This is a genomic window from Bacillus basilensis (assembly GCF_050630465.1).
Taxonomy (GTDB): Bacteria; Bacillota; Bacilli; order Bacillales; family Bacillaceae_G; genus Bacillus_A; species Bacillus_A basilensis.
Map to the genome: position 1 here is coordinate 1 of NZ_JBNTQO010000023.1, position 21,878 is coordinate 21,878.

17 protein-coding genes are annotated in these 21,878 nt (G+C 31.8%); 9 read left to right on the forward strand and 8 right to left on the reverse strand.

Going from position 1 to position 21,878, the window contains the following annotated elements:
• On the forward strand, positions 1-1,083 hold a 1,083-nt coding region (locus ACQVV1_RS26445), incomplete at its 5' end, for a replication initiation protein (protein WP_431169726.1).
• Between the two features lie 540 nt (positions 1,084-1,623).
• Here the strand turns inward: ACQVV1_RS26445 and ACQVV1_RS26450 are convergent.
• The gene (locus tag ACQVV1_RS26450) at positions 1,624-2,256 is read right to left on the reverse strand and encodes a recombinase family protein (protein WP_075312793.1); all 633 of its coding nucleotides are present in this window, start codon (positions 2,254-2,256) and stop codon (positions 1,624-1,626) included.
• A 358-nt stretch (positions 2,257-2,614) separates the two neighbouring features.
• Here ACQVV1_RS26450 and ACQVV1_RS26455 point away from each other — a divergent pair, with 358 nt between their 5' ends.
• From ACQVV1_RS26455 to ACQVV1_RS26470, 4 genes are all read left to right on the forward strand, one after another.
• Positions 2,615-3,772, forward strand: coding sequence for an agmatine deiminase family protein (locus ACQVV1_RS26455; protein ID WP_431169727.1), 1,158 nt, complete (start codon positions 2,615-2,617; stop codon positions 3,770-3,772).
• A gap of 698 nt (positions 3,773-4,470) precedes the next feature.
• Complete coding sequence (locus ACQVV1_RS26460; RefSeq protein WP_431169728.1) at positions 4,471-5,442, forward strand: agmatine deiminase family protein; 972 nt, start codon at positions 4,471-4,473, stop codon at positions 5,440-5,442.
• A gap of 131 nt (positions 5,443-5,573) precedes the next feature.
• Positions 5,574-6,392 carry a MerR family transcriptional regulator gene (locus ACQVV1_RS26465; protein WP_431169729.1) on the forward strand — a complete coding sequence of 273 codons (819 nt, stop codon included), beginning with the start codon at positions 5,574-5,576 and terminating at the stop codon, positions 6,390-6,392.
• Between the two features lie 138 nt (positions 6,393-6,530).
• On the forward strand, positions 6,531-6,791 hold the full coding sequence (locus tag ACQVV1_RS26470) for a hypothetical protein (RefSeq protein WP_431169730.1): 261 nt from the start codon (positions 6,531-6,533) through the stop codon (positions 6,789-6,791).
• A 514-nt stretch (positions 6,792-7,305) separates the two neighbouring features.
• On the opposite strand, the gene ACQVV1_RS26475 is transcribed toward ACQVV1_RS26470, so the two are convergent.
• The 3 genes from ACQVV1_RS26475 to ACQVV1_RS26485 all read right to left on the reverse strand — a co-directional run bounded on the left by ACQVV1_RS26475 (position 7,306) and on the right by ACQVV1_RS26485 (position 9,614).
• Entirely contained in the window at positions 7,306-7,938 is a 633-nt protein-coding gene (locus ACQVV1_RS26475; protein WP_048563256.1) for a type 1 glutamine amidotransferase family protein, read from the reverse strand.
• A gap of 74 nt (positions 7,939-8,012) precedes the next feature.
• On the reverse strand, positions 8,013-8,975 hold the full coding sequence (locus tag ACQVV1_RS26480; protein WP_431169731.1) for a helix-turn-helix transcriptional regulator: 963 nt from the start codon (positions 8,973-8,975) through the stop codon (positions 8,013-8,015).
• A 63-nt stretch (positions 8,976-9,038) separates the two neighbouring features.
• Complete coding sequence (locus ACQVV1_RS26485; RefSeq protein WP_431169733.1) at positions 9,039-9,614, reverse strand: recombinase family protein; 576 nt, start codon at positions 9,612-9,614, stop codon at positions 9,039-9,041.
• Between the two features lie 613 nt (positions 9,615-10,227).
• Here ACQVV1_RS26485 and ACQVV1_RS26490 point away from each other — a divergent pair.
• From ACQVV1_RS26490 to ACQVV1_RS26500, 3 genes are all read left to right on the forward strand, one after another.
• Complete coding sequence (locus tag ACQVV1_RS26490) at positions 10,228-13,056, forward strand: S-layer homology domain-containing protein (RefSeq protein WP_431169734.1); 2,829 nt, start codon at positions 10,228-10,230, stop codon at positions 13,054-13,056.
• A 46-nt stretch (positions 13,057-13,102) separates the two neighbouring features.
• Positions 13,103-13,426: a hypothetical protein gene (locus tag ACQVV1_RS26495; protein WP_431169736.1), complete on the forward strand. Its 324-nt coding sequence runs from the start codon at positions 13,103-13,105 to the stop codon at positions 13,424-13,426.
• Between the two features lie 143 nt (positions 13,427-13,569).
• Complete coding sequence (locus ACQVV1_RS26500) at positions 13,570-14,055, forward strand: NAD(P)H-dependent oxidoreductase (RefSeq protein ID WP_431169794.1); 486 nt, start codon at positions 13,570-13,572, stop codon at positions 14,053-14,055.
• A gap of 855 nt (positions 14,056-14,910) precedes the next feature.
• Here the strand turns inward: ACQVV1_RS26500 and ACQVV1_RS26505 are convergent.
• The 4 genes from ACQVV1_RS26505 to ACQVV1_RS26520 all read right to left on the reverse strand — a co-directional run bounded on the left by ACQVV1_RS26505 (position 14,911) and on the right by ACQVV1_RS26520 (position 20,989).
• Positions 14,911-16,737, reverse strand: a complete 1,827-nt coding sequence (locus tag ACQVV1_RS26505; protein ID WP_431169737.1) for a DUF2357 domain-containing protein — start codon at positions 16,735-16,737, stop codon at positions 14,911-14,913.
• A complete protein-coding gene (locus ACQVV1_RS26510; RefSeq protein ID WP_431169739.1) occupies positions 16,721-18,673 on the reverse strand; it encodes an McrB family protein in 1,953 nt (650 codons plus the stop codon). Before ACQVV1_RS26510 ends, ACQVV1_RS26505 begins: the two co-directional genes overlap by 17 nt.
• Position 18,674: 1 nt before the next feature.
• On the reverse strand, positions 18,675-19,856 hold the full coding sequence (locus tag ACQVV1_RS26515) for a hypothetical protein (protein ID WP_431169740.1): 1,182 nt from the start codon (positions 19,854-19,856) through the stop codon (positions 18,675-18,677).
• 380 nt (positions 19,857-20,236) lie between these two features.
• On the reverse strand, positions 20,237-20,989 hold the full coding sequence (locus ACQVV1_RS26520) for a DUF6037 family protein (protein ID WP_367762939.1): 753 nt from the start codon (positions 20,987-20,989) through the stop codon (positions 20,237-20,239).
• 181 nt (positions 20,990-21,170) lie between these two features.
• On the opposite strand from ACQVV1_RS26520, the gene ACQVV1_RS26525 reads away from it, so the two are divergent.
• Positions 21,171-21,698: a helix-turn-helix domain-containing protein gene (locus ACQVV1_RS26525; protein ID WP_252196064.1), complete on the forward strand. Its 528-nt coding sequence runs from the start codon at positions 21,171-21,173 to the stop codon at positions 21,696-21,698.
• Positions 21,699-21,878 lie beyond the last annotated feature (180 nt).

Genomic DNA, 21,878 nt, shown 5'->3' on the forward strand with positions numbered 1-21,878 from the left:
TGCTTGGCAAGTAATATTGAACCAAGTGATCGGGATTTTAAAACATATACATTTCCAATTAAACAATTTCATGATTTGCTTGGCCTAAGTGGGTCAACGAAATATACTGAGTTAAGTAAAATTACAAAGGAATTAGTTTCTAAAGTAATGGAAATTAGGATAGGAGAAGAATTAATCCAAGTCTCTTGGATTTCTTCAGCAATTTATAATAGGAATAAAGGTACAATTGATTTGCGTTTTGATCCATTGTTAAAGCCATTCTTATTAGAATTAAGTAGTAAATTTACAAGTTATAGACTGGCCAATGTTATTAAATTAAATAGTACATATGCCATCCGTATTTATGAGTTATTAAAACAATACGAACATATAAAAGAGCGAACGATTAGTCTTGAAAATTTAAGATATTACTTAGATGCAATTGATGTATATCCTAATTATGCGAATTTTAAACAGCGTGTATTGAAACCTTCTCAAAAAGAATTAAATCAAAAAACTGATATATCTTTTGAATTTGAAGAGATAAAGTCTGGTAGGAAAGTACAAAAAATTAGATTTTTTATACATAGCCAAAAAAGAAAAGATACAGATTTAGCTCATTTTGAAAAAAAATTAGATGAATTTCAGCAGCCAAATACATTTGAACAGAAGATCAAACGATTTGAAGAGCAATGCAAAGAGAAAGTGTATCCAGCAGTATTAGAAAAATGGAAAAAATATGAGGAATTGGTTTTAGAAATTATTGATGATATCCGCTTCCGTGTAGATATAGATTCGCCAATGGGTTATGTAGAGTATATGCTAAGTTCTCGGTTAAAAGAAATATCCGATAATGAAATGTTAAAAAAAAATACTCAAAGCAGTTTGTTATTGGAAGTAGATAATATTATAGATTCAGTAATAGCGAAATACTCAAGATCTACAGGTGCTATAGCTACATTCTTAGTCAAAGATACCGCTATTCATGAATTAACAAAATTTTGTACATTAGAGGAAGCGGAAGAGTATTGGAAGGAAAAAGAAGAATTTGTTATGGATAGTATTTATGGATACATAAAAAAGAATAGAAAAAAAAGAAGATGACATACTTGTTTTGGGAAAAGTTTTAAAAGTAAGTTAAACATTTTTCTAAGTTCCATAGTGTATGTTACCTAGAATAAATAATAATAGAAACAATGAAGTATTGATTCAAAAATAAAATTTCATATAAACGATTTTATAATGGGCAAAACTACGAAATGTTTAGTAGCTATGGTGAACAGTAAGTTGATGAAGGATCAATTATAAATTTCAACTAAAGATATTAAAAGTTATAGTGTGTATCTATTCTTATATGCATAGTTGTTAATAAACAAAAGGAGCATTCAAACAGGATGCTTTTTTCTTTGTGGTATAGAAATTATCTAATAAAAGTAGAGTAGATAAGAAAAATAATACATCGGGGACATGACGAACACGACGTGTGACATTGGCTATTTCTAAATGATTTAAACAAAGGACATGCTTGTAAACAAATAAAATATAATGACATGAGAAGTATTTAAAATATTAGCTTGATAGGTATGAGGTAGTACCATCGCTCTTGCAACTAGTGGCAAAGTAGCATTTCTTATAGCAGAGATGCTACTTTGCTTCTTCATATTCCTTCATTATTTTATAAAACGTGTTTTTCCGTAGCTCTAACATTTCCATAAACATAACAGCTGTTACTTCTCCACTTTTCCATTTTGAATAAGTTTCTTCTATTATATATATTTGTTGTTTGCTTAGCGTCGAAAGGTTTACCCGAGGACGTCCTAAGTGTTTTCCTTGAGATTTGGCTACAGCAATACCTTCCGCTTGTCGCTGATGAATCTTTTTACGCTCTTGGTCTGCAACATAGGAAAGTAAAGATAAAAATTGATCTTCCATTAACTTTCCCATATCACCCATCTCACGGAATTTTCGGCTATCAAACAGAGTTTCGTTTTCTAAAACAACAATATTAGCTTGTAATTCTCTTGTTATGTATTTCCATTCCGAAATTACTTCATCATAATTACGCCCCATACGATCTAAGGCATCAATGTAAACAATATCATCTGCACTCAATATTTTTCGTAATAATTGATACTGAGGACGATCAAAATGTCGTCCACTTGCTTTATCGACAAAAATACGCCGAGCTTCCACTCCTCGTTCCATCATCTTATGTAATTGACGTTGTTCATTTTGATCTTTTGTACTTACACGTATATATCCATAAATATTTGCCACGTTTGATATTCTCCTTACATTTGTTACCACAATTATACCACTTTTGTTTATAAAGGTGTTTATTAAAAATAAACGTTTATAAATTAATTCCAATCACCTTTATAAACTTGATATTTCAATGTTTCATAGGTATGGTCCTGATGTTTATAAAGGTATACCTTTACAAACATCAATATTATATAGAAATGAAATTAAATAATTTTAGAATAGATTTACTTAAGAAGTTAAATCATGTAAATGAGCAAATTATATTGGGTGAACATAAATTATCGCTGAAATTTAGTATTGATAAAAAAAGCTTGAGTTTAACACTATGTGAAGCTTTACATTATTATAGAAAAGAACAGGAGGTTTAGAAATGAATAAAATAGTAAATTTTTGTTTGATGGCTGTACTATCCACATCAATTATCAGTGGTTGTAGTCAAGATCAAGATAATGAGAAAGTTCAGGGTAAAGATATTAAGAAGGCAGAGACACAAGAAAAAGTAGGAAAATATACAATGCCGGATGAAAAAAGCAAACATGAAGGTACATGGCTGCAATGGCCACATGAATACACATATGGACAAGATTATCAGAGAGAAGTAGAGCCGATTTGGATCGAAATGGCAAATGATTTAAGCGAAGGCGAAAAAGTTCACATTGTTGCATATGATCAAGAAGAAAAAGAAAGAATTAATAAGCTTCTAACTGATCAAGGGGTAAATATGGAAAAAATAGATTTCTTTATCTCACCTACTGATGATGTATGGGCTAGAGATAGCGGACCTATTTTTGTTTACGATCATGATAAGAATCTAAAGATATTAGATCCAGGATTTAACGGATGGGGGAAGAAGACTCCTTTTAAGAAGGATGCTCTTCTTCGTGTGAATCTCAGTAAACAGTTAGGAGTTGAAAGAATTGATTGGCATAAATTTGTACTTGAAGGCGGGGCAATTGAATTAGATGGTAATGGTACTTCTTTATTAACCAGAAGTGCTGTTACAAATAAAAACAGAAATCCTGATTTATCAGAATCTGAAATTGAAAAATATATTAGTGATCTTGGGGTAACAAATTTTATTTGGTTAGACGGAGTACCGAACTTAGAAATTACTGATTTTCATATTGATGGATTTGCTAAATTTCACGATAAATCTACCATTCTAACGATGGCAGAAGACGACTTGGCTGAATGGGGGTTGTCAGACAAAGATATTAATACATTGATGCATGCAAAAAATGCTTCAGGTGAGAAGTATAAGTATGTATATCTACCGCTAAGTAAAGATAAGGTTACATTAGAAAATGGGAAGCAACTTGATTATAAAGGTTCATATGTGAATTATTACATAGCGAACAAAGTTATATTGGTTCCTAACTATAATGATCCTAATGACAAAATAGCAAATGATATCATCCAAGAACTATATCCTGACCGTAAAGTGGTGGGTATTGATGTAAGGGAACTTTATAAAAATGGCGGTATGATACATTGCGTTACTCAACAACAACCGATCAATTTGAAATAATAAATTTACATTTTATTTTGCGAATATATTCTATTTATTTTCAACCACATTGATTATGTGGATGAAGAGTTTCTTTAGGTCCTATGAAGAGGTTCCTGACATTAAAATGCGTGTATATGGTAATGCATTTTGTAGAAAATAAAACCTGGGTTTCCTCACGTTAAGTAGGAAATCAAGGTTTTATTTTATTCTTACCGGTATAATTTTATAAACGAAAATTCTCTTAAAGAGAAACTGAATTTCTTTCTAATGATATTGTATGTACAAAATTATTTCATTTACTTTAATTAGGTAATAAAGTAAATGAAATAACTAAAAGGTTTATTATAAAAATATTGTCAAGAGTAAATTTACCGCTTAACCACGGCTTTATATTTTTTATATAAATATATAATATTTCTCCGTGCTATAATCCACTCATGAAATGTGCACGTTTCTAAAATATATAATCATAAGAGAATTGATTTGAGGAATAGTTGTAAGTAGCCAGCTATTTGCAGGTGGTAAGAACCCCATCTCAAAATTCAACAAAAGCAAAGAAATTAGGTGGGGGTCGGGCTACTCGTAAAAGTCCGATTGGTGAGGGCTAATAATCAGTGAGGGATGAAGCCTCTCACTGATTAAAGTTTCACTTTATCTTGATAATGATTTGTTTCAATCAGTTACTCAATAACTCTTAAAATAGTGAGGTAAACAATATGAATCAAATACACAATGGAATTATTTTTACTGCAATACCAAATAAATCGAATCAATATTATCGACCATTTTATGAAGATCTTATTTATTTTAATGAGAACCTAAATAAAAATAAAGCATTTACCGATCAACTTATATCTTTAACTGTGGAAGAACAAGACTTTGATACAAACTTTTTCGAGTATGATGACATTTGGTTGAGAGACGTTGCACCAGTTGTAACAAATCACCTCGTTAAATTTAAATATCAACCAGATTACTTACCTGAAAGCCAAAGTCGATATTTAAATCAACAATTCAATAAATGGCTGAAGAAAAATGACTTTGAATATATTACTTCCCCATTGATATTAGATGGCGGTAATCTCATTTGGAATAAAAAAGATACAATTATACTAACGGATCGTATACTTGACGATAATTATGATTGGACAGAAAAAGAAATTATAGAGCAACTGGAATGGGATTTAGATGTAAGTCGAGTTATTATCATTCCTTCTGAACCAGGAGATGTGCTTGCGCATGCAGACGGTATGATTAAGTTTATTGATGAACATACAATGTTTATCAGTGACTTTCTAGGAGATCGAGGATTTCGGTATAGTATTCAAGAGATTATTCGAGAGCAAATGCCTGAAGCGGAGTTTGTAGTTGTTCCTTCTTCATACACAGAAGAAGGGCAATATGATCAAGAGATAGCATCAGCCAAAGGTTTATATATAAATATGTTAGAAACAAGAGATGCTCTATATGTTCCTAGGTTTGGATTATCTAAAGATCAGGAAGTTTTACAATACATCAAAAAACATACTGATAAACATGCGATTCCAGTTCATGTAGGAGATATATCGACAATGGGAGGCGCAATTAATTGCTTAACATGGTATTGTCCCATTCATTTGTTACCTCAAAAATTTAAAAGAATGAAAAGTCGGGAGGATGAATTCTCCATTTCGGATTTTTTTAATTGAAAATGATGTCTGTTTGCAAACTCCCTGTAAAAAATATAATACCTTTCACGTTCATGCTTATTATGAGGGTGAAAGATATTATATGGGATTATAAAAGACGTAGTAAATAATGTTACTCAAGGAGTTTTTAAATGTATACAATTACTAAATTTTCTCGGATTTGTAAAATGAGTACTCGGATGTTGAGACATTACGACAAAGAGGGAATACTGAAACCAGCATATGTTAATCCCATAAATGGATATAGATATTATGAACAGAGTCAATTGGAAGTGGCATTACAAATCAAAAAACTAAGAGAGTACAAATTTCCTCTCTCGAAAATCAAAATAATTCTTCAGTCATCAGATCAACACTCACTTATCAAACATATGAAATCGCAAATTATAGAGTTATCTCATGAAGTGAGACAATATTTACAGGTTATTTCCGAAATGAGTGAGATGATAAATACGAACATAGATCTTATTTCAATCCAACGTAGATACTACGATATATTAATTGGAATGAGAAGTGAAATGACTGCCATAACGCAAAGATTACAAATCGATATTAATGATATGGATGAACATTTTGATTCCTTATATGAAAAAGTACAAGTGAATAATTTTCAAATAGTAGGTTCTCCATCCGTCATCTTCTATGATGAAGAGTATATTCCGAACAACAGTGATATTGAATTAAGAATTCCAATTATTTATGAGAACACTGGAAATGTATCACAGGAGTGGGAGATAAAAGAGCTAGCTCAGCATCAAATTGTTACTACTTTGCATCATGGGGGTTATGACGATATAGGTTACGGTTATATGGCACTAGAAGAATGGATTGAAAACAATGGATATTTAATAGATGCCCCGCCATGTGAAGTCTATTTAAAGGGGCCTGAATGCGATTGCCCAGTGGAGGATTATGTGACGCAAATTTGTTTTTCAGTTATTAAAAAGTAACACCAATACTAATTTGACTTTGACATCATGTTAACGTTTATTCTATTATCAAAAGCAGTTTATCTTAATACAAGGAGTTGACAGTTTTGTAAGGGGAAGTGGTTTAACACAAGGAGAAATAGATGAAAGGAATAGCTTATGAAATTGATGCAAGCGAATCTAAAACTCTTTAAAGATAAAATTATTAAGCCGTCCAACTATTTAATTGAGCATATCGGAAACAACCAATATCTATTGCATAGAGAAATTGCAGAATATGAAAAAGAAGCATTTAGAAAAGAAAAGTTATTTCAATATAAACGAAGAAGTTTTTTTCCAAACATTGAACAGTTTACGTCAGAAGAGCAAGCTAAAGCAGCTGTATACTCTTATTGGGAAGCAATTCACCAATTATATTAAAAACAGATTAAATCACAACTTGTTACTCACACAAAGAAACGAAAAAAAATTTTTTATTAAAGAGCTAAAAAAGAGAGCAGAATCAAATGCTCTCTTTTTATTTTTAAAATAAAAGAAGTATAAATCCGGACTTTATATAGCTAACAAGCTGTTATAAGCAATTACAGCTTTTATGTAATGTTGTTCTTGCGCAGATGCTCTGCGTATATTAAAAGTGTTTCGTCTATCTACTAATTATATAATTTTTATGATTAGTTTCTATAAAACCAAGAAGGAGAATGATAAATTGAAGACAAGAGAGCTTCTTACTACAGAACAAAGGGAATACTTTTATGGGGGTACGGAAACGATTCGGGAGATGAGGGGCAACTCTGGGATTTAATTACAAATATAAAATAGAACTTTATTGGGGTAGCGTCAGGAAAATGCGGATTTACAACGATAAGGAAATTCCAAATTAAAAAGCCCAACTTCTCTACAAATCAAAATAGAGAAATTGAGCTTTTCAGTTACTTCATTTATTTATTGAATTCATTAACTGGAAGAAGTATTCAGGTTTATGAGTCTTATTTAGGTTATACCATGAATGTAATGCATCTGGTGTAAATACATCTATTTTTTTCAGTACCTCCATTGCAAATTCCAGAGGAGCTATTCCTGATGCAGTAACTAAATTCGCATCAGATACCGCAGATCCCAACTCATAAAACTTTTCTCCTTTATAGTTAGGACATACCATTTTAGTATATTCTAAGTTATTACTTGTATGCTTTCTAGTATCCAAGTATCCCATATTCGCTAGGGCATCAGTTGCACCACAAATTGCAGCAACAATAGTGCCAAGCTTTAAAGCTTGGCCAATTCTTTCCAAGATAGGTTGATGCATTTCTTCACTCCAAGTAGTCCCTCCTGGTAAAATTAAAAGATCTTTACTCTCAAGAGTACATTCATCAAGGGAAATATCTGGTTTTATGCTCAGTCCTCCCATAGTAGTAATCATTTCTTTATTAGCTCCTACTGTAATTACTTTTAAAGGTGCTAAATCTTTTTTGAAATATCTTCCTGAGTTTAGTTCAGCAATTAAATATCCATATTCCCAGTCTGACATTGTATTAAATACATATAGAAAAGCTTTTTTTGTTTGCATCCAATAACACTCCAATCACAATTGATATGGATATTATAATATAACTTCCCTGACAGTTAACGTCAGGGAAGTTATCATACTTGATGAAATTTTATTAATTCAGACAGAACTTCAATAATTCTATTCTTAAGACTTATTGGCTCAATAACTTTAATAGATTTATTGTACGGTAAAAGTAAATAAGGTACATATTTATGTATCATATCTTGTTCAAGAAGAAAAACTGCTTGATTTGAAGTTCGTTCTTGTAAATAATGTCCTAAAAACCAATGTTGGCAAATATCAGCCAATACACTTTTATCCCCATTAATAACCAAAGAAATAATACTTTCCTTATCTTCTATAGTTGGAAGAAGACTTTTTATAAAAAAGTCACTTGCTGAAAAATTTTCTGGCCGGTTAAACTTATTTTCGGTTAGCATTAGACTTTCAATTCTATCTACTCTAAAACTACGGATATCATTCCTAAGATGACAAAATCCAATCACATACCACTTATTATTCCAATAGATAATTCTGTACGGATCGACCAATCTATAATTTAATTGATTTTCGCCACTTTTATGGTAAAGAATTTTTACTGAGTACCCGTCAGCTACGGCCTGCTCCAACTCATTCAAAAAAGGTTCCATAGAGAGTGAATTTAATCGACTTATTACTTCAAGACTAGTTAAATGTTGGTTTATCTTTGTTTCCTGCTCTTGATTTGAGTATTTACTTAGTTTTGAAATGGCCCTATTTAGTGCTTCACCTCCATAATATCCGGCTTCTTCTGCAAAAACAGCAGCGTGAAATAGTGAAGTTTGCTCCTCAAAATCAAAAAAAAGAGGAGCTTCAATAAAATTGTTTAATAAAGAGTATCCACCGTTATGTCCTGGTTCTGAAATTATAGGTACGCCACTTGTTGAAAGTGTATCAATATAACGATATACAGTCCTTATATTCATCTCTAACTTTTCTGAAATTTGTTTTGCAGTAATTTTTTCACCTGAACGAAGCATCCATAGAATTGCTAACATATTGTCAATTTTAGGCATATAATTCCACCTCTATATGAAACTTACTTTCTATTACATATTTCTGATTCTGGGTATAACTCATCAACTGTTCCTTTCCGATAGCTTTCTATATAATGAGGCTCTAGACACATTTGTAATTTCACAAATTTGATTTACAGTCATATCTCCCTCTTTATAAAGCTTTACTGCATAATTCATTCCTGCATGATTTTTATGGTACTTCTTTAACCGACCTTTAAACTTTCCTTCTTTCTTAGCCAATTCAATCCCTTCACGTTGCCGCATACGGATAAGATCACGTTCTAATTGGTTTACACCCGCCATAACCGTAATTAAGAATTGGCTGTAGGGATTATCTTCTGATAAATCTAGCCATGTATCTTTTAAGGATTTTAAATTTGCCTTTTTACTCCGTATGTTATCGATTAATTCAAATAAATCTTGTGTACTACGAGTAATCCGAGTTAAATCCGTAACATAAATGATGTCACCTTCTTGTATATCCTCTAACATTTTTTGAAGTTGCTTACGATCTTTTGTTGCTCCGGAAACTTTTTCTTCAAAAATAATATCCATTCCGATTTCGTTCAGTTGCTGAAATTGCCTTGAAGGATTCTGGCTAGTTGAACTGACACGTATATAACTGATTTTTCGCAAAATATCACCTCGTTTTTGATACAAGTCTTATGAGACGCTTTTAACTATGATTTTATCAGTCTCCTACACTTGTCTCAATAGAGTACACTCTATTGAAAAGGTAAATATGCAATTATGCATATTTATATTTTTTTATTTAAATACAAATGAAACCTAATATATAATTAAAAGGTTTTTATGAATTGATAAGGAGATGCGAGTATGAAGAAAATCATAGGACTTATATTATCATTATTTTAATTATTTTCTACCTATGCACCAACGTTTACAGAGTAAGTCGAAGTTTTAAATCAAATAGGCCTCGTCAAAGAGAAAGGAGATTGGCATTATTATGGATCTCGTCAACATAATGCGAATTTTACATTAAGGGATTTTCAAGTTAAAAAACTTGGTTTTACTGTATATTAAGAAGGTTCCATAAACGGGATACTACATTTAAAAAATGAAACATCTTATGAATTAATTATTGTTTAGACAGAATGACTTAGGTTGTCCTTATACGAAATATCAGTATGAATAGAAATTTAATAATTATATAAAACGCCGTAAATGAAGGATAAAATAAGTGCTGATTTTGCAATTATATTTTTAAAAATTGAATAGGAGATCTATTATGAATACAATTAAGAAATTATTTTTAAGTTCTGTGATATGTATTTTATTATTCAGTACAGTAGGAACAGTGTATGCAGAACAAAATAATCAAGGAAATTCATCATCATTTATTGACGTTCCTAAAACCCACTGGGCGTATAAAGAAATGATGTATATGGCGGAGAATAAGATTATAACAGGATACGGAAATGGGTATTTCGGTGCAGCGGATCCTATTACTCGCGAACATCTCGCTGCTTTCTTGTATCGATATTTAAAACCGCAAGATAGTACAAATAATCCATTTGTTGATATTGGTGACAGCAATTTCAAAAAGGAAATTTTGGCACTAACAGCACGCGGTATTTTCAGTGTAAACGCTGAGAAAAAATTTAATCCGAAAAATAATATGACACGTGCTGAAATGGCAACTGTGCTTGTCAAAACATTTGACTTAAAACCACAAGGGAATGTTGAATTTACGGATATGAAAGGTCACTGGGCCAACGAATATGTCAAAATATTAGCTGGTAACAACATAACAAGTGGTACAGGTGACGGCTATTTTAATCCAAATGGCATTGTTACTAGAGAGCAATTTTCTATGTTTTTATATAGGACAATTATGGCAACATCAAGTATAAAAAATAATAACGCGGTTGGCTGGGTTGTAGATGGAGAAAAGAAATACTATTATGACAAACCAGGCGTGAAACATACTGGATTGTTGCGTTCAGGGGATGATACATATCTCTTCGATAAAAATGGTAATCTAGCCTCGGGATGGAATACTGTAGACGGAAAAGACTACTATTTTGATAAGGGAAGTGGGGCCGCGCAAAAAGGGTGGTTCTCTCAAACTACCCATTGGTATTACGCAGACGATAACGGTGTTATTCAAAAAGGCGACGTAACCTATAAGGGAAAACAATTCCAATTTGATAGAACAGGTAAAATGGTAAAAGGGTGGATAACGATCAAATCCCTCGATCAAAATATCTACAAATCAAGAACAGTTGCAAGAGGATTTGACCCTATAAAAGTTAGAGACGATGAAATTCTTGAAGTAGTAGGGGAAGACGGTCCTCTATGGTTTAAGGTGAACTACAATGGACAAACATACGTTGTGCAAAAATTATTTGCAGTTGTATTTGATCAATCTTTATCCAATAAAATAGATGCAATTCGTCAAGATATTGACGATTTAAAAACTTCTGCTGAGTTGATAAAGAAATATTCGGAACGCTTTAAAAAAGCAAAAGAAACTAAAAATGATGATGCAGTTATAGTTGAATCAAGTGAACTTGCACAAAGTGTCTCTCAATTTCTAACGACACTAAAAAAATCTAAATTGCAGAATACTGTAGATAAGATTTATGAAAAAGAAGCTGATCCAGCTGTAAGAGAAAAATACAATTCTACTATCGCAACTTTAGAGATGATGAATGAGGATTTTGGGAAAATCCATAAATTAATGTTACTAAAAGATAGCATTATGGTTTTAGATAAGGCAAATCAGGATTCAGGTAATATTATTCAACAAATTCAAGAAGGGAAATATTTGGTACAGCAGGATAAAGTTAGCCTTCAAAACTATGTTAATAGTATGGTGGGTTATAAGGATAGTATGAATTCGTATAAAAAGCAATTAATTGAGTGGTCTGTTGATACTACAGAGGCACTTGTAGATGGCTATTCCATGTGGCTCGACGTAGGCTATCTTTACTTTTTTACTATAAATGATCAAATTATAACTCCAACAGAAAAATGGGTTGGTACATTACCAAAAGGTGAAATAGAAAAATTTGCAGATGGTGTCCGGGACTACGGACAACAACTTACTGCTATGCAGGAAGGATTTAAAAGTAGACTACCTGAATATAAACAAATGGCTAATGATTTACGCGTGGTAAATCAAAGTTTTATAAAATTTGGTGATTCTATACAAAAAGCTGGGGCATCACTTCATAAACAAGCCGTAATGGCTGATGGACTAATTAATAGTGTCTCAACGCATGTTGCAGAAGCCCAACAAGCATTTCCAACAATACATACAGATATTATGTCTGGTTTAGATGCTGCTAATAATATGATGGATTCTGCTAATAAGATTTCAGGCTACAAAATAGATACGTCTAATGTTGTTAAAAATGTTGGTAACATGGATGGGTTAACAACCCGCCTTAAAGATTTTGGTGTACCACCTGAAAAAATGAAAGAATATCTGGAAGAACAAAAGCGTACGAATGAATTAGGATCTATGGCGCTTGATTTTATTCCAGTTGTTGGACAAATTAAACAAGGTTTACAAATTTATAATGGAAGGGAATTTTTCACAGAGAGAAAATATGATCCGAATGATTATGTATGGGGAACTGTTTCTACAGTTGTAGGTGGCACTCCTAAAGTTATTGGTCGAGTATTTGGTAAATATGGAGAGTTAGAACAAAAAGCGAAGGATTTAGGAAAAGTATCAAAGGTAACGGAAGAGATTGGATGGAGTATGCCAAGAGGTGGCGGCGTCATTGATGGGCGTAAGTACTCTGAACATGCACTTGAAAGAATGGCACCTGATACAGTTCAAGTTCGAGCGGAGCTTACAAAACGAGCACGTGAGCGAGCAGAAAGAAAAGGGTATACATTCGGGTCAGATAAATACATGGAAGAATTAAAAAAAGTTGATCCTCGGGGAATGACTCCAAATGTAGTTGAAGATATTATAAAAACGGGCACTCGCAAACCAGGAGACTATCCTGGTACTTGGAAATACGTTAGAGACGAAGGCTATGTAGTTATAAATGATAAAGGTGATGTTATCACAGTTGTTCCCGCAAAGAAAAAAGAATAGAATGAATAGCATAGTAAGTAATCTATGACAAAAAGGTTGAGGAATATTGGATATTAAACATGATAAGTATGAGTTATTAGAAATATTTGAAAGTGATCCGGAAGATTACTATATTCCAGGTGCGGGTGCGTATCGATATAGTAAAATTGATACACTTGGATTTGAACTGGTTATGAATATGTTCTATTATGATGCAACAGTTGAATTGATAATGCTATACGAAGACAAACGTATCATAGAAACCAAGATGGAATCGGTGAAAGAGATATATACTCGTAATGATTCACTATACATTCTAGGTACAGAAGAAAAGAAAAAGATCAAAGTAAAATTCAAACCATATTTTACAATTACAATAAATGAGTTTTAAAAACATTTCAAGATGCACAAAATGAAATGCCCGGTAAGTTCTATATTTTTGTAAAATAATTTAAAGAGCCTTAGGTAAACATAAAAACCGTGGAAATATTAATTTCTACGGTTTTTATTGTATCAATTAGATTTTCTTTCATAATGGCCCCTCCATACCTCGAATCGTTTCCGTACCCCTCTAAGGTTTACCCTGATGGAAACATAGATGTGCAAAAAGAACAAAAAATGGTTGAATCACATGGTAATCTGATTTTGCAGTTCCCTATACATTGGTTTAATTGTCCGCCTCTTCTTAAAAAATGGCTTGACGATGTTTTAACTTATGGATGGGCTTATGGTTCAAATGGAGGAGATAAATTAAAGAATCGTAAAGTTTCTTTAGGTGTAACTGCAGGAATCAAAAAAGAAGATTATAGTGAAAATGGAAGATATCAGTATACACTTGAACAAATATTAGTTCCATTTAAAACGACATTCCTTTATTGCAATGCAGATTATCGTTCGTACTTTGCGTTTTATGGTAAAGAAAATAAGCCAGGTGGAAACGAAGAAGAAGAAAATGAGCCTGGCACAAGCGAATTGGAAAAAAGTGCTCAAAATTATTTTAATTTTGTTGAAAACTTGTAATAGGTAGCTTTATAAAAGCTATAAAAAAGAAGTATCTCCTTCTTGAGGAGATACTTCTTTTGATTTAAACAAAATAGCTTCCTACCGCTGTACATCCTTCATAGCGGATGCTTTTTTTCTTTGTTATATAAAATTTATATAATAAATGAGAAATTAACTAAGCGGACAATTGAACACTGAACTCAATCATACCTCACATATTGATTCATAACTAAAATATTTTAAACAAATGTTTGTTTAATTTTCCTATACCTAATTTCTTCATCTCATAAATAAAAAAGATAAGAAACCCTCATTTACATATATTCAAGAATTATAGTTAGTTATAACATAAAACTCATTTTCTTATAGTAAATTAATCCTGAATATAATTATATGTTTTTCTGTAAGAATGCACCATTCTTACCTGTTTATCTATACTTATATTTTTTATAATTTATTATAAAATGTATATTAATTTAAAACGTTTTGTTAAAAATGTATAATTGGAGTTTTTAGGAAATCAAGGCGGTTGTTTGTTCTCCTTTTCTAAATTCACATAATTTTCAAATACATAAAGATCATATGTTAAGATTTGGTGTATAATAAGATCAACCCGTGGTTATAGTGTTTGCTCCGATTCAGATTATGAGATAGTTTGTTTTAACTTTTTTATATTATCTAAAAAAGAACTTGTAGGAATTCCTACAAGTTCTTTTTGTTTTTCTTATTATATTTAGAGTGGAAATTTTTAAATATAGCAGAAAAAATAATGAAGCATTTATATCTAGTTCGCAAACTAACGTTTGGTATGTTTGAATTTTAATAGGCTTGATTTTTGTCAAAAAAATTGAATAGGAAATAGATCCTTACACATTAAGCTCTTTGGAAAATATCATGGTAAGCCTCTACTACTCTATGAATTGCATCTGCAATTCCATGATAGAAATCATTCTTTTTTTCCAATGGTGTTAATTCCATTAAACGAACCTGATAATTCTCCATAGGATCTTTAGGTTGCGTATTAGCTTCATGTTTTGGATAGACTGCCCAAACTTCGTGTACCGTTCTAAACCTTTTCCATTGCCCTGGGGATGTATTTTTATATAGGAAAGGAGAATTCATATTGGCTTGATAAGAAATTAATTGACGCATAACCTCTGTTTGTTTTCTCGCTGATAATGAATTACTATCCCATATAAAATACAAAGGTCTGTATTTGAAATCGACCATAATTGTTCCAATGTATTCATCAATTTCATATATGTCCATTCGAACATCCGGACGAGTATGTGGTCCATTTGCATAGATTGGTTTATCAAGAATTGTCTTTTCTTTTTGGAATGGTAAAGTTTCATCATAAACCAAACGTAATCGGATATTCTCCTTTTTAAACTCAATTGCAGTTCCTGGTTCTAAAAAAGGAACCGTAATTGCTTTAGAATTAGGATTTGTATCGAAAATCCAACCTTTTACCACTTCAAAACCAATAATTTCGTTTTGTAACCCATCTATCAATTGTAAAAATCCCCAAATTTCATACAATAAATCTGTTCGTTTCCAATAGTAATCATAATTGGTATCCAGTGCTATGGACAATTTTTCATTTTTTAATAAACGATACAATTGATATAATTGTCGATATCTCAGATCTAAATACAACGCATGAGGGATGTTCAACATTTGTGCTTCTTCTACTTCTTCCATCCAATCTGCTTTTAATACAATCAAGCATTCACTTCTCACTTGTCGAACGAATCGTTCATATTCTAACAACTCATCTAATACTTTAGATTTCAAACGAATTTGGATGCTCTCCTCATGACGAAAGTGCTGATAACGTTGTTCTTTTTTAATTTCTTGCTGTACTTTTTCTTTATAGTTATGGAGATATACCAATAAATCGTTCATCTCTCGTGAGATAAAACGTATAATTTTTTTAATCCATTGATTTTCTAATAAGTTATGATTTCTAGTATGTTTAGGTGTATAAACATAATCTCGACTTTCCGGATGTCTAGAACGATAACGAATACTAGTAGCATCAACAATTCCAGCTTTTCCTTCTGGAACCAAATCATATTCTTTACGAATCCGCATACGGGGTTCGGACTGAATAGATTTTAAAGAGTTAATCCATTTCAAGTAATCCTTTTTAACAATATATAATTTTCGAAGAATATGAATGGGAATTGGAAGTTGACTATTAATTCCAAGACTCGCATTTTTTCGTATCAAATCCTGCGCTAATCCATTCAGCGTTTCTTCAACATCTTCACGCATCGAAACCCATTGTTCTTCTGTAATTTGTTTTGGCTGTACCTTGAGCCAAGAATAGTACACTACATCTTGCACAACTACCTTAATTCGATAATATCCAGGAATGAGCGGATAATACTCATTAGATTTTTTCGGGTCTTTTGAATACTTGAATAAATCTATGGGACTTATTTTAGGAGATACATAGGCAACATCATCATCCCCAATTATTAATTCCCAAGAAGGAAGAGTATCCAACCCATCCATATAAAGACGGGCTGTTTCATCCTCACAAATAAAATCTAACGATAAATTTTTGTTCTCTACAACTTCCGGTACCTGTTCGTTTTCAATTCTATACAAAAGTTCTTCATCCAGCACAAAGCTAGTAATAGGTATCACTTTTTCATTTTGCTGAAAAATAACTTTAAACGGTATGACCATACAAACGCAACTCCTTCGCTTTTTCCACTATCAATTTTTGTGTTTGTTTAAATTCATACGAAGTTGGCATGGTAGATAATAATTCTAACAATTTACTGTTCTCTACTTTTCTTGTGTCGGGATTATATTGACCAAGCAATTCTGTAAATTGTTCATCCGATCCACGAACTTTTGTTAGAACACGTTGTACTAACTGAATATCAAAAGCTTCCTCTCTACTAAGAGGAGCATTTAGTGGAATGTTATTTAGAAAATTGCTGATTTGACGAATAATACGCCATCCGATCCCCAAATTTCGACTGCAATTTTGTAATTCAATGTGCAAATCCCAGAGGAACTTAGATTCATTTTTATGTAATAAAATTTCACGTTCTTTTCTTTTGAATGTTTCGTACTCATCAAATGTAAAAGGCTCTGACTTCGGTATAAATGATTCTTGTTTACGTTGTTCTTCCATTTGTAGTACATTGGAATATGGTTGCATCTTTAAAGTAATTACATTTGCTCGATCTAATACTTTATCAGAAAACTGGAATGTAGATTCATCAAGATTTACAGTTCCAACAAAAATTACGTTACTTCCTATACGTAAAGTAGGTGGAAATACATTTTGGTTGTAGATTCTTGCACTAAACTCTTCATTATACAAATGCAAGATTCGTTTATTTTCTTCCAACTCAAGTACCGATAAGAATTGTGAGAAATAATGTTCAACGCGCGCAAGATTCATTTCGTCAAAGCAAACGATATGTAAGTCTTCACTATAATCTTTAGAACGAGCTAAGATATTCATCACACCGGAATCTCCAGGGCGATATACGTTATGTAATGTATCTAAATACCCAATTACATCTGCATCATCTTGCCAGAACGGGCGAACCGGTACAAATAACATTTGGTCTTTATTTAATTTCAAAGCATTTGCATAACATTGGACCAGCTTAGATTTTCCAGTACCGCTCATACCAGCTAGAATTACAAGACTTCCCGTTTTCATTGCAGTATGGAAATTATATAAATCTTTAGTATCATAATAGAGTCCTAAACGTTTGCATTCATTTTGAAATACTTCCATAAACTCATCTTCTCTGTAAGCACTATAGTGCTCTTCAGTTGTCACAGTTTCTACAGGTTCGTCATCTAATAATTGCTCCTTTGGAGCGTCTTGTATTTCTAATCCGCCAATAGATTCTCCATGTTCTTCAAGCAAAACTTGCAATTCATTGTATTGTTTTGAATCCATAAAAAGAACCTGATCATGCACATAACTATTCATAACATATTCCGTTTGTAAATTGATGGAATTCACTTGATTTGATGCTGTATGGAATCGAAAACCACCATGAGCGTAATCATGTTTTTCAAATGCACCGTATAGTGTATATTCCTGTTTGTCTGTTCGATGTTTCCATAAAATCATAGATGGAGTATCGTCATCGTCTTTAGAGATTTGTTTATTGTCCCCTATATATTTTCGACCCTGTAATTGTTGTTCAAACACCTCTTTTGTGCGTTCAGTCGTTTCTTCTGAAAACATAGGAATTGTCTCCAAAATTGTATCAGGAAGGAAAGAATCAGACTTTTTAACAATAGTTACATCCTTCGCTACATGGAACTCCATTCCTCCCACTGGTTTTTTTAACTCCACTTTAAAAAAGAGAATATAGCGATTTAGAAAGTCACGAAGTACTTCTTTTCTGTCGAAGTCGTTTCTAGTAATATCATCATAAAAACCCCAATTATTTAACTCTTCCACATAACAACATACATCTTTTATTTGTCGAGGAAAATTTTCAGGTGGCGTAGAAATGATTCGTATATAAAATTGTAAATTATTGTTTCGATTTATAATAATAGAATTTCTTCCTGTTGAAACCTCTCCGTCATTTGCTAAAATCCCTGCAATATCAATATCCCATTTTTTTGCTCCATACATGCTACATAACCCTCTCTCTTTTTCCATTATATTGGCTCAATAACTCTCTTACTTCGCTGAAATCTTTACAAATTTTGATTTTTTTCTTGTCTAGCTGTGAATACGAATCGTTTGTATTCAATAGCAACTGGTTTTGATGATTGAGTTCGTATGATAAAATCCAATAATCTTTATAGTCTATTGTAAATGGATACTTATGGACATCATCTGATTCTACAAAATCAAATTCGATTCTTTCATTTTGAAATAGTTGTGTAAATGGAGGTTTTCCAATTACAAGAATTCGAGTTTTATTTGTTGGATTCAAAGTTGCTTTAATTTGAGTCATTGTTTTGTTAACAGAACCTTCTTTTGTTACTTCTTTTAGTTGTTTTTCGTTCATTTGTTTTGCATGTAAATGATTTAATTCACCTTGCAAAGTTTTTATTTTTTCTTCGTACTCGTCTTTTTCTTTATTCCATTTACCTGATCCCTCCGTGTACTCGTTAGTCATTATTTCTTTTTCTTTTAATAACTCACTATACAATCTGGTTTTTTCATTTAGTTTTTCAGTGGTTTTCTTATTGTTTTCTATCAACTCTTCTACTTTCTTCTTGTGATTTTCATGGCGTTTTTCCAACTCCTTCTTCAAATTTTCTACTTTTTGTTCAAGTTGTTGTATCTTCTTTTGATCTTTTTTAGAGGTTGTGATTTCCTCTTTTGTTTTTTCGTTAGAAACTGATTTTTGTTTTGTCATCGTTTTTTTATCGTCCGATTCAGTGTTCCCTGATTTAAGTGTAATGGATTCATTCGGAAGATTTAATAATTCGCTCTGTTCGTCTTGTAAAAATGCATACAATTGAACTGCCTTTTTTTCTTGGCCTTCAAAAAATAGTTTCGCAAATACCGTAGCCGCATTACTGTGCTCTGCAACATTTACTAGTTCGTTTAGCTCTTTATCTACCAACGATAATCCCTCTAGTAGATTTGGCTGGATTCCTTTGGACCAGGATATTAATTTTGAATAATTCTTTGGTTCAAACAAGTTTGAAATAAGCATATTTCTATTTGTTTTATTAAGGATATCCTTAATTTTATTAGTTCGGATACCATTAAATGTAATTTTTTGTTTTGTGTAGATTTGAACTAATATTTCATTACTAAATTTAGGTAACAACCATCGCCACACATCTTTACCAGACATATATTCCCTTCTTTCTAAGCGTAATTTCATTTTGTTAATATTAAGTGAGTGAACCCGCTTACATGACTATCTCTCCTTTCAAGAAATTGAATAAAATGTACAATATATCTATTGTATTAAAAATTTATAAAAATATGAAGATAAAGCAACTTAGGTTTCTAATGATTTTATTTTAAAATTTCTGTTTTTTATAACCTGAATATTAGAAGTGATCTTTTTGTTTCAAAAGGTACACCTTTTGATATGGTTATCGCTCTATGTTTAAAGGTGTATGGAGCATTTGATAGGTCTATAGATGAGGAATTACAAAACTATTAATAAAAACTGGATAATATTATACTAAATACAAAAAACATACTTTTAGTATGTCTTTTTGTATTTTAATCAGCATTTTCGGTATGCCTACAAGAGGGATAACCTGTGCAACCTATGAACTGCCCTTTAGAAAGGCTGTTTGTTTTAATAATTAAAACTTTAGAACACTTGGGGCAAGTCATTCGTTTATCTTTAAGTTGGACTTTCGCCTCTGTAGTATCAAAGAATAACAAATGTTGTTTAATATTTTTAGAAGGTTCGGGTTGCCATACGGAAGTGATATTAAATTTTTTACAGTAATCATATATTTCTTTACCGAACCATCTACGGGTTTTCTGGAGGTTCAAATTACTAACATTACGTACTTTATTTCTTCGCCAGTGATCGAAGTATACTCTATCACCTTTTCCTTTTTCGTCGTATTTTGTATCATTTGTTTTTGCGGTTCTTGCGTTTTTGAGTAATAAATCAGTAGGGGCTTCTTTGAAAATATTTAAAGATAAGTTTAAAAGATGTTTTTGTAATTCTTCAAAAAATGGGTATGTTTTGGAATCACCTTTTTTATCAATTGTACAAACGTAATCTTTTACTTGTTGAAAAATATCTTTAGGAATATAAATGTTTACGTTATCATTTTCGTTACTTTCAAGAACCCAGCTAGCATTTGTATTCTTACAAGTAATTAAGATACTTCTTGGAATAGGTAAATAGATACCTGTGAAAAGACCACTATTATATTCGAAATTGAAAAGAGCACTTTGGGAAGTATCATTTTTACAAAATTCATCTAAATGCTGAAATACTTTAGTAAATATCATAAGGGTAAATCTCCTCTCATTCTTAAAGGGTTATATAATGATAATAAAATTTTTTCTGTTACTAACAACAGTTAAGGTAACCCTTGAGGTTACTTTTTTATCGTATCATATTTATTGAAGGGTTCCAACATAAAAGTAACCATAGGGTTACTTTTATGAAAATTCCTATTATAATAGGTGTATGAAAAATTTAAAATTATCAAGAAAACTATTAGGATTCACCCAAAAATCCCTTGGGGAAGCACTTGGTGTTTCTAATCAAATGGTGAAAAATTGGGAATTGGGTGTAAAAAATCCAAGACTTGAGAATTTGATTTCCATTGCAGACATACTTACGAAAGAAGCCCGAGAAATTATTGAAAAGGAGTGGTTGGAAGTACCCAGGGAGAAGATTAGTATTGATTATTTACTCGGCAGAAGTATGGATGAAGGAACTTCAGTATTACTAACCCGTATTTGGGGGCTCTCGACTTATTACAGTTACAGGAATTTGGGAACTGCAATTTATTATTTACCGGACTCTCCTTCAAATAATAATGAGGAAGTATTAAACCAAGTATTAAAAATAGGTTTGATAGATTCTCCTGATGAACTTGTTCAGTACAGCAGAACGCCACACTTTTACTATGATCCATATTCAATTGGTGATTATAGCTATGGTGGATCAACCCTTGTAGAAATCACAGATTTATTTTGGGAAAATGAATAAAGAATAACAGTTATTCCGATAATTGGAGTAGCTGTTTTTCTTTATTTGATGTAATTAAGTAATTCATAATCTTTGGCATCTTGTGTGACAAAATTAGTATTGCTATTTTAAATTTAAATTGGGAATATACTCTTATACATAATACGAGGTTAATTAAGAAAATTGCTTTTTAAACTAGAT

Excerpts from the sequence above, each read along its gene's own strand:
- ACQVV1_RS26455 (WP_431169727.1), top strand. The coding sequence starts at position 2,615 with ATGAATAAAATAGTAAATTTTTGTTTGATGGCTGTACTATCCACATCA.
- ACQVV1_RS26460 (WP_431169728.1), top strand. The coding sequence starts at position 4,471 with ATGAATCAAATACACAATGGAATTATTTTTACTGCAATACCAAATAAA.
- ACQVV1_RS26465 (WP_431169729.1), top strand. The coding sequence starts at position 5,574 with ATGTATACAATTACTAAATTTTCTCGGATTTGTAAAATGAGTACTCGG.
- ACQVV1_RS26470 (WP_431169730.1), top strand. The coding sequence starts at position 6,531 with ATGAAATTGATGCAAGCGAATCTAAAACTCTTTAAAGATAAAATTATT.
- ACQVV1_RS26475 (WP_048563256.1), bottom strand. The coding sequence starts at position 7,938 with ATGCAAACAAAAAAAGCTTTTCTATATGTATTTAATACAATGTCAGAC.
- ACQVV1_RS26480 (WP_431169731.1), bottom strand. The coding sequence starts at position 8,975 with ATGCCTAAAATTGACAATATGTTAGCAATTCTATGGATGCTTCGTTCA.
- ACQVV1_RS26490 (WP_431169734.1), top strand. The coding sequence starts at position 10,228 with ATGAATACAATTAAGAAATTATTTTTAAGTTCTGTGATATGTATTTTA.
- ACQVV1_RS26500 (WP_431169794.1), top strand. The coding sequence starts at position 13,570 with ATGGCCCCTCCATACCTCGAATCGTTTCCGTACCCCTCTAAGGTTTAC.
- ACQVV1_RS26505 (WP_431169737.1), bottom strand. The coding sequence starts at position 16,737 with ATGGTCATACCGTTTAAAGTTATTTTTCAGCAAAATGAAAAAGTGATA.
- ACQVV1_RS26510 (WP_431169739.1), bottom strand. The coding sequence starts at position 18,673 with ATGTATGGAGCAAAAAAATGGGATATTGATATTGCAGGGATTTTAGCA.
- ACQVV1_RS26515 (WP_431169740.1), bottom strand. The coding sequence starts at position 19,856 with ATGTCTGGTAAAGATGTGTGGCGATGGTTGTTACCTAAATTTAGTAAT.
- ACQVV1_RS26520 (WP_367762939.1), bottom strand. The coding sequence starts at position 20,989 with ATGATATTTACTAAAGTATTTCAGCATTTAGATGAATTTTGTAAAAAT.
- ACQVV1_RS26525 (WP_252196064.1), top strand. The coding sequence starts at position 21,171 with ATGAAAAATTTAAAATTATCAAGAAAACTATTAGGATTCACCCAAAAA.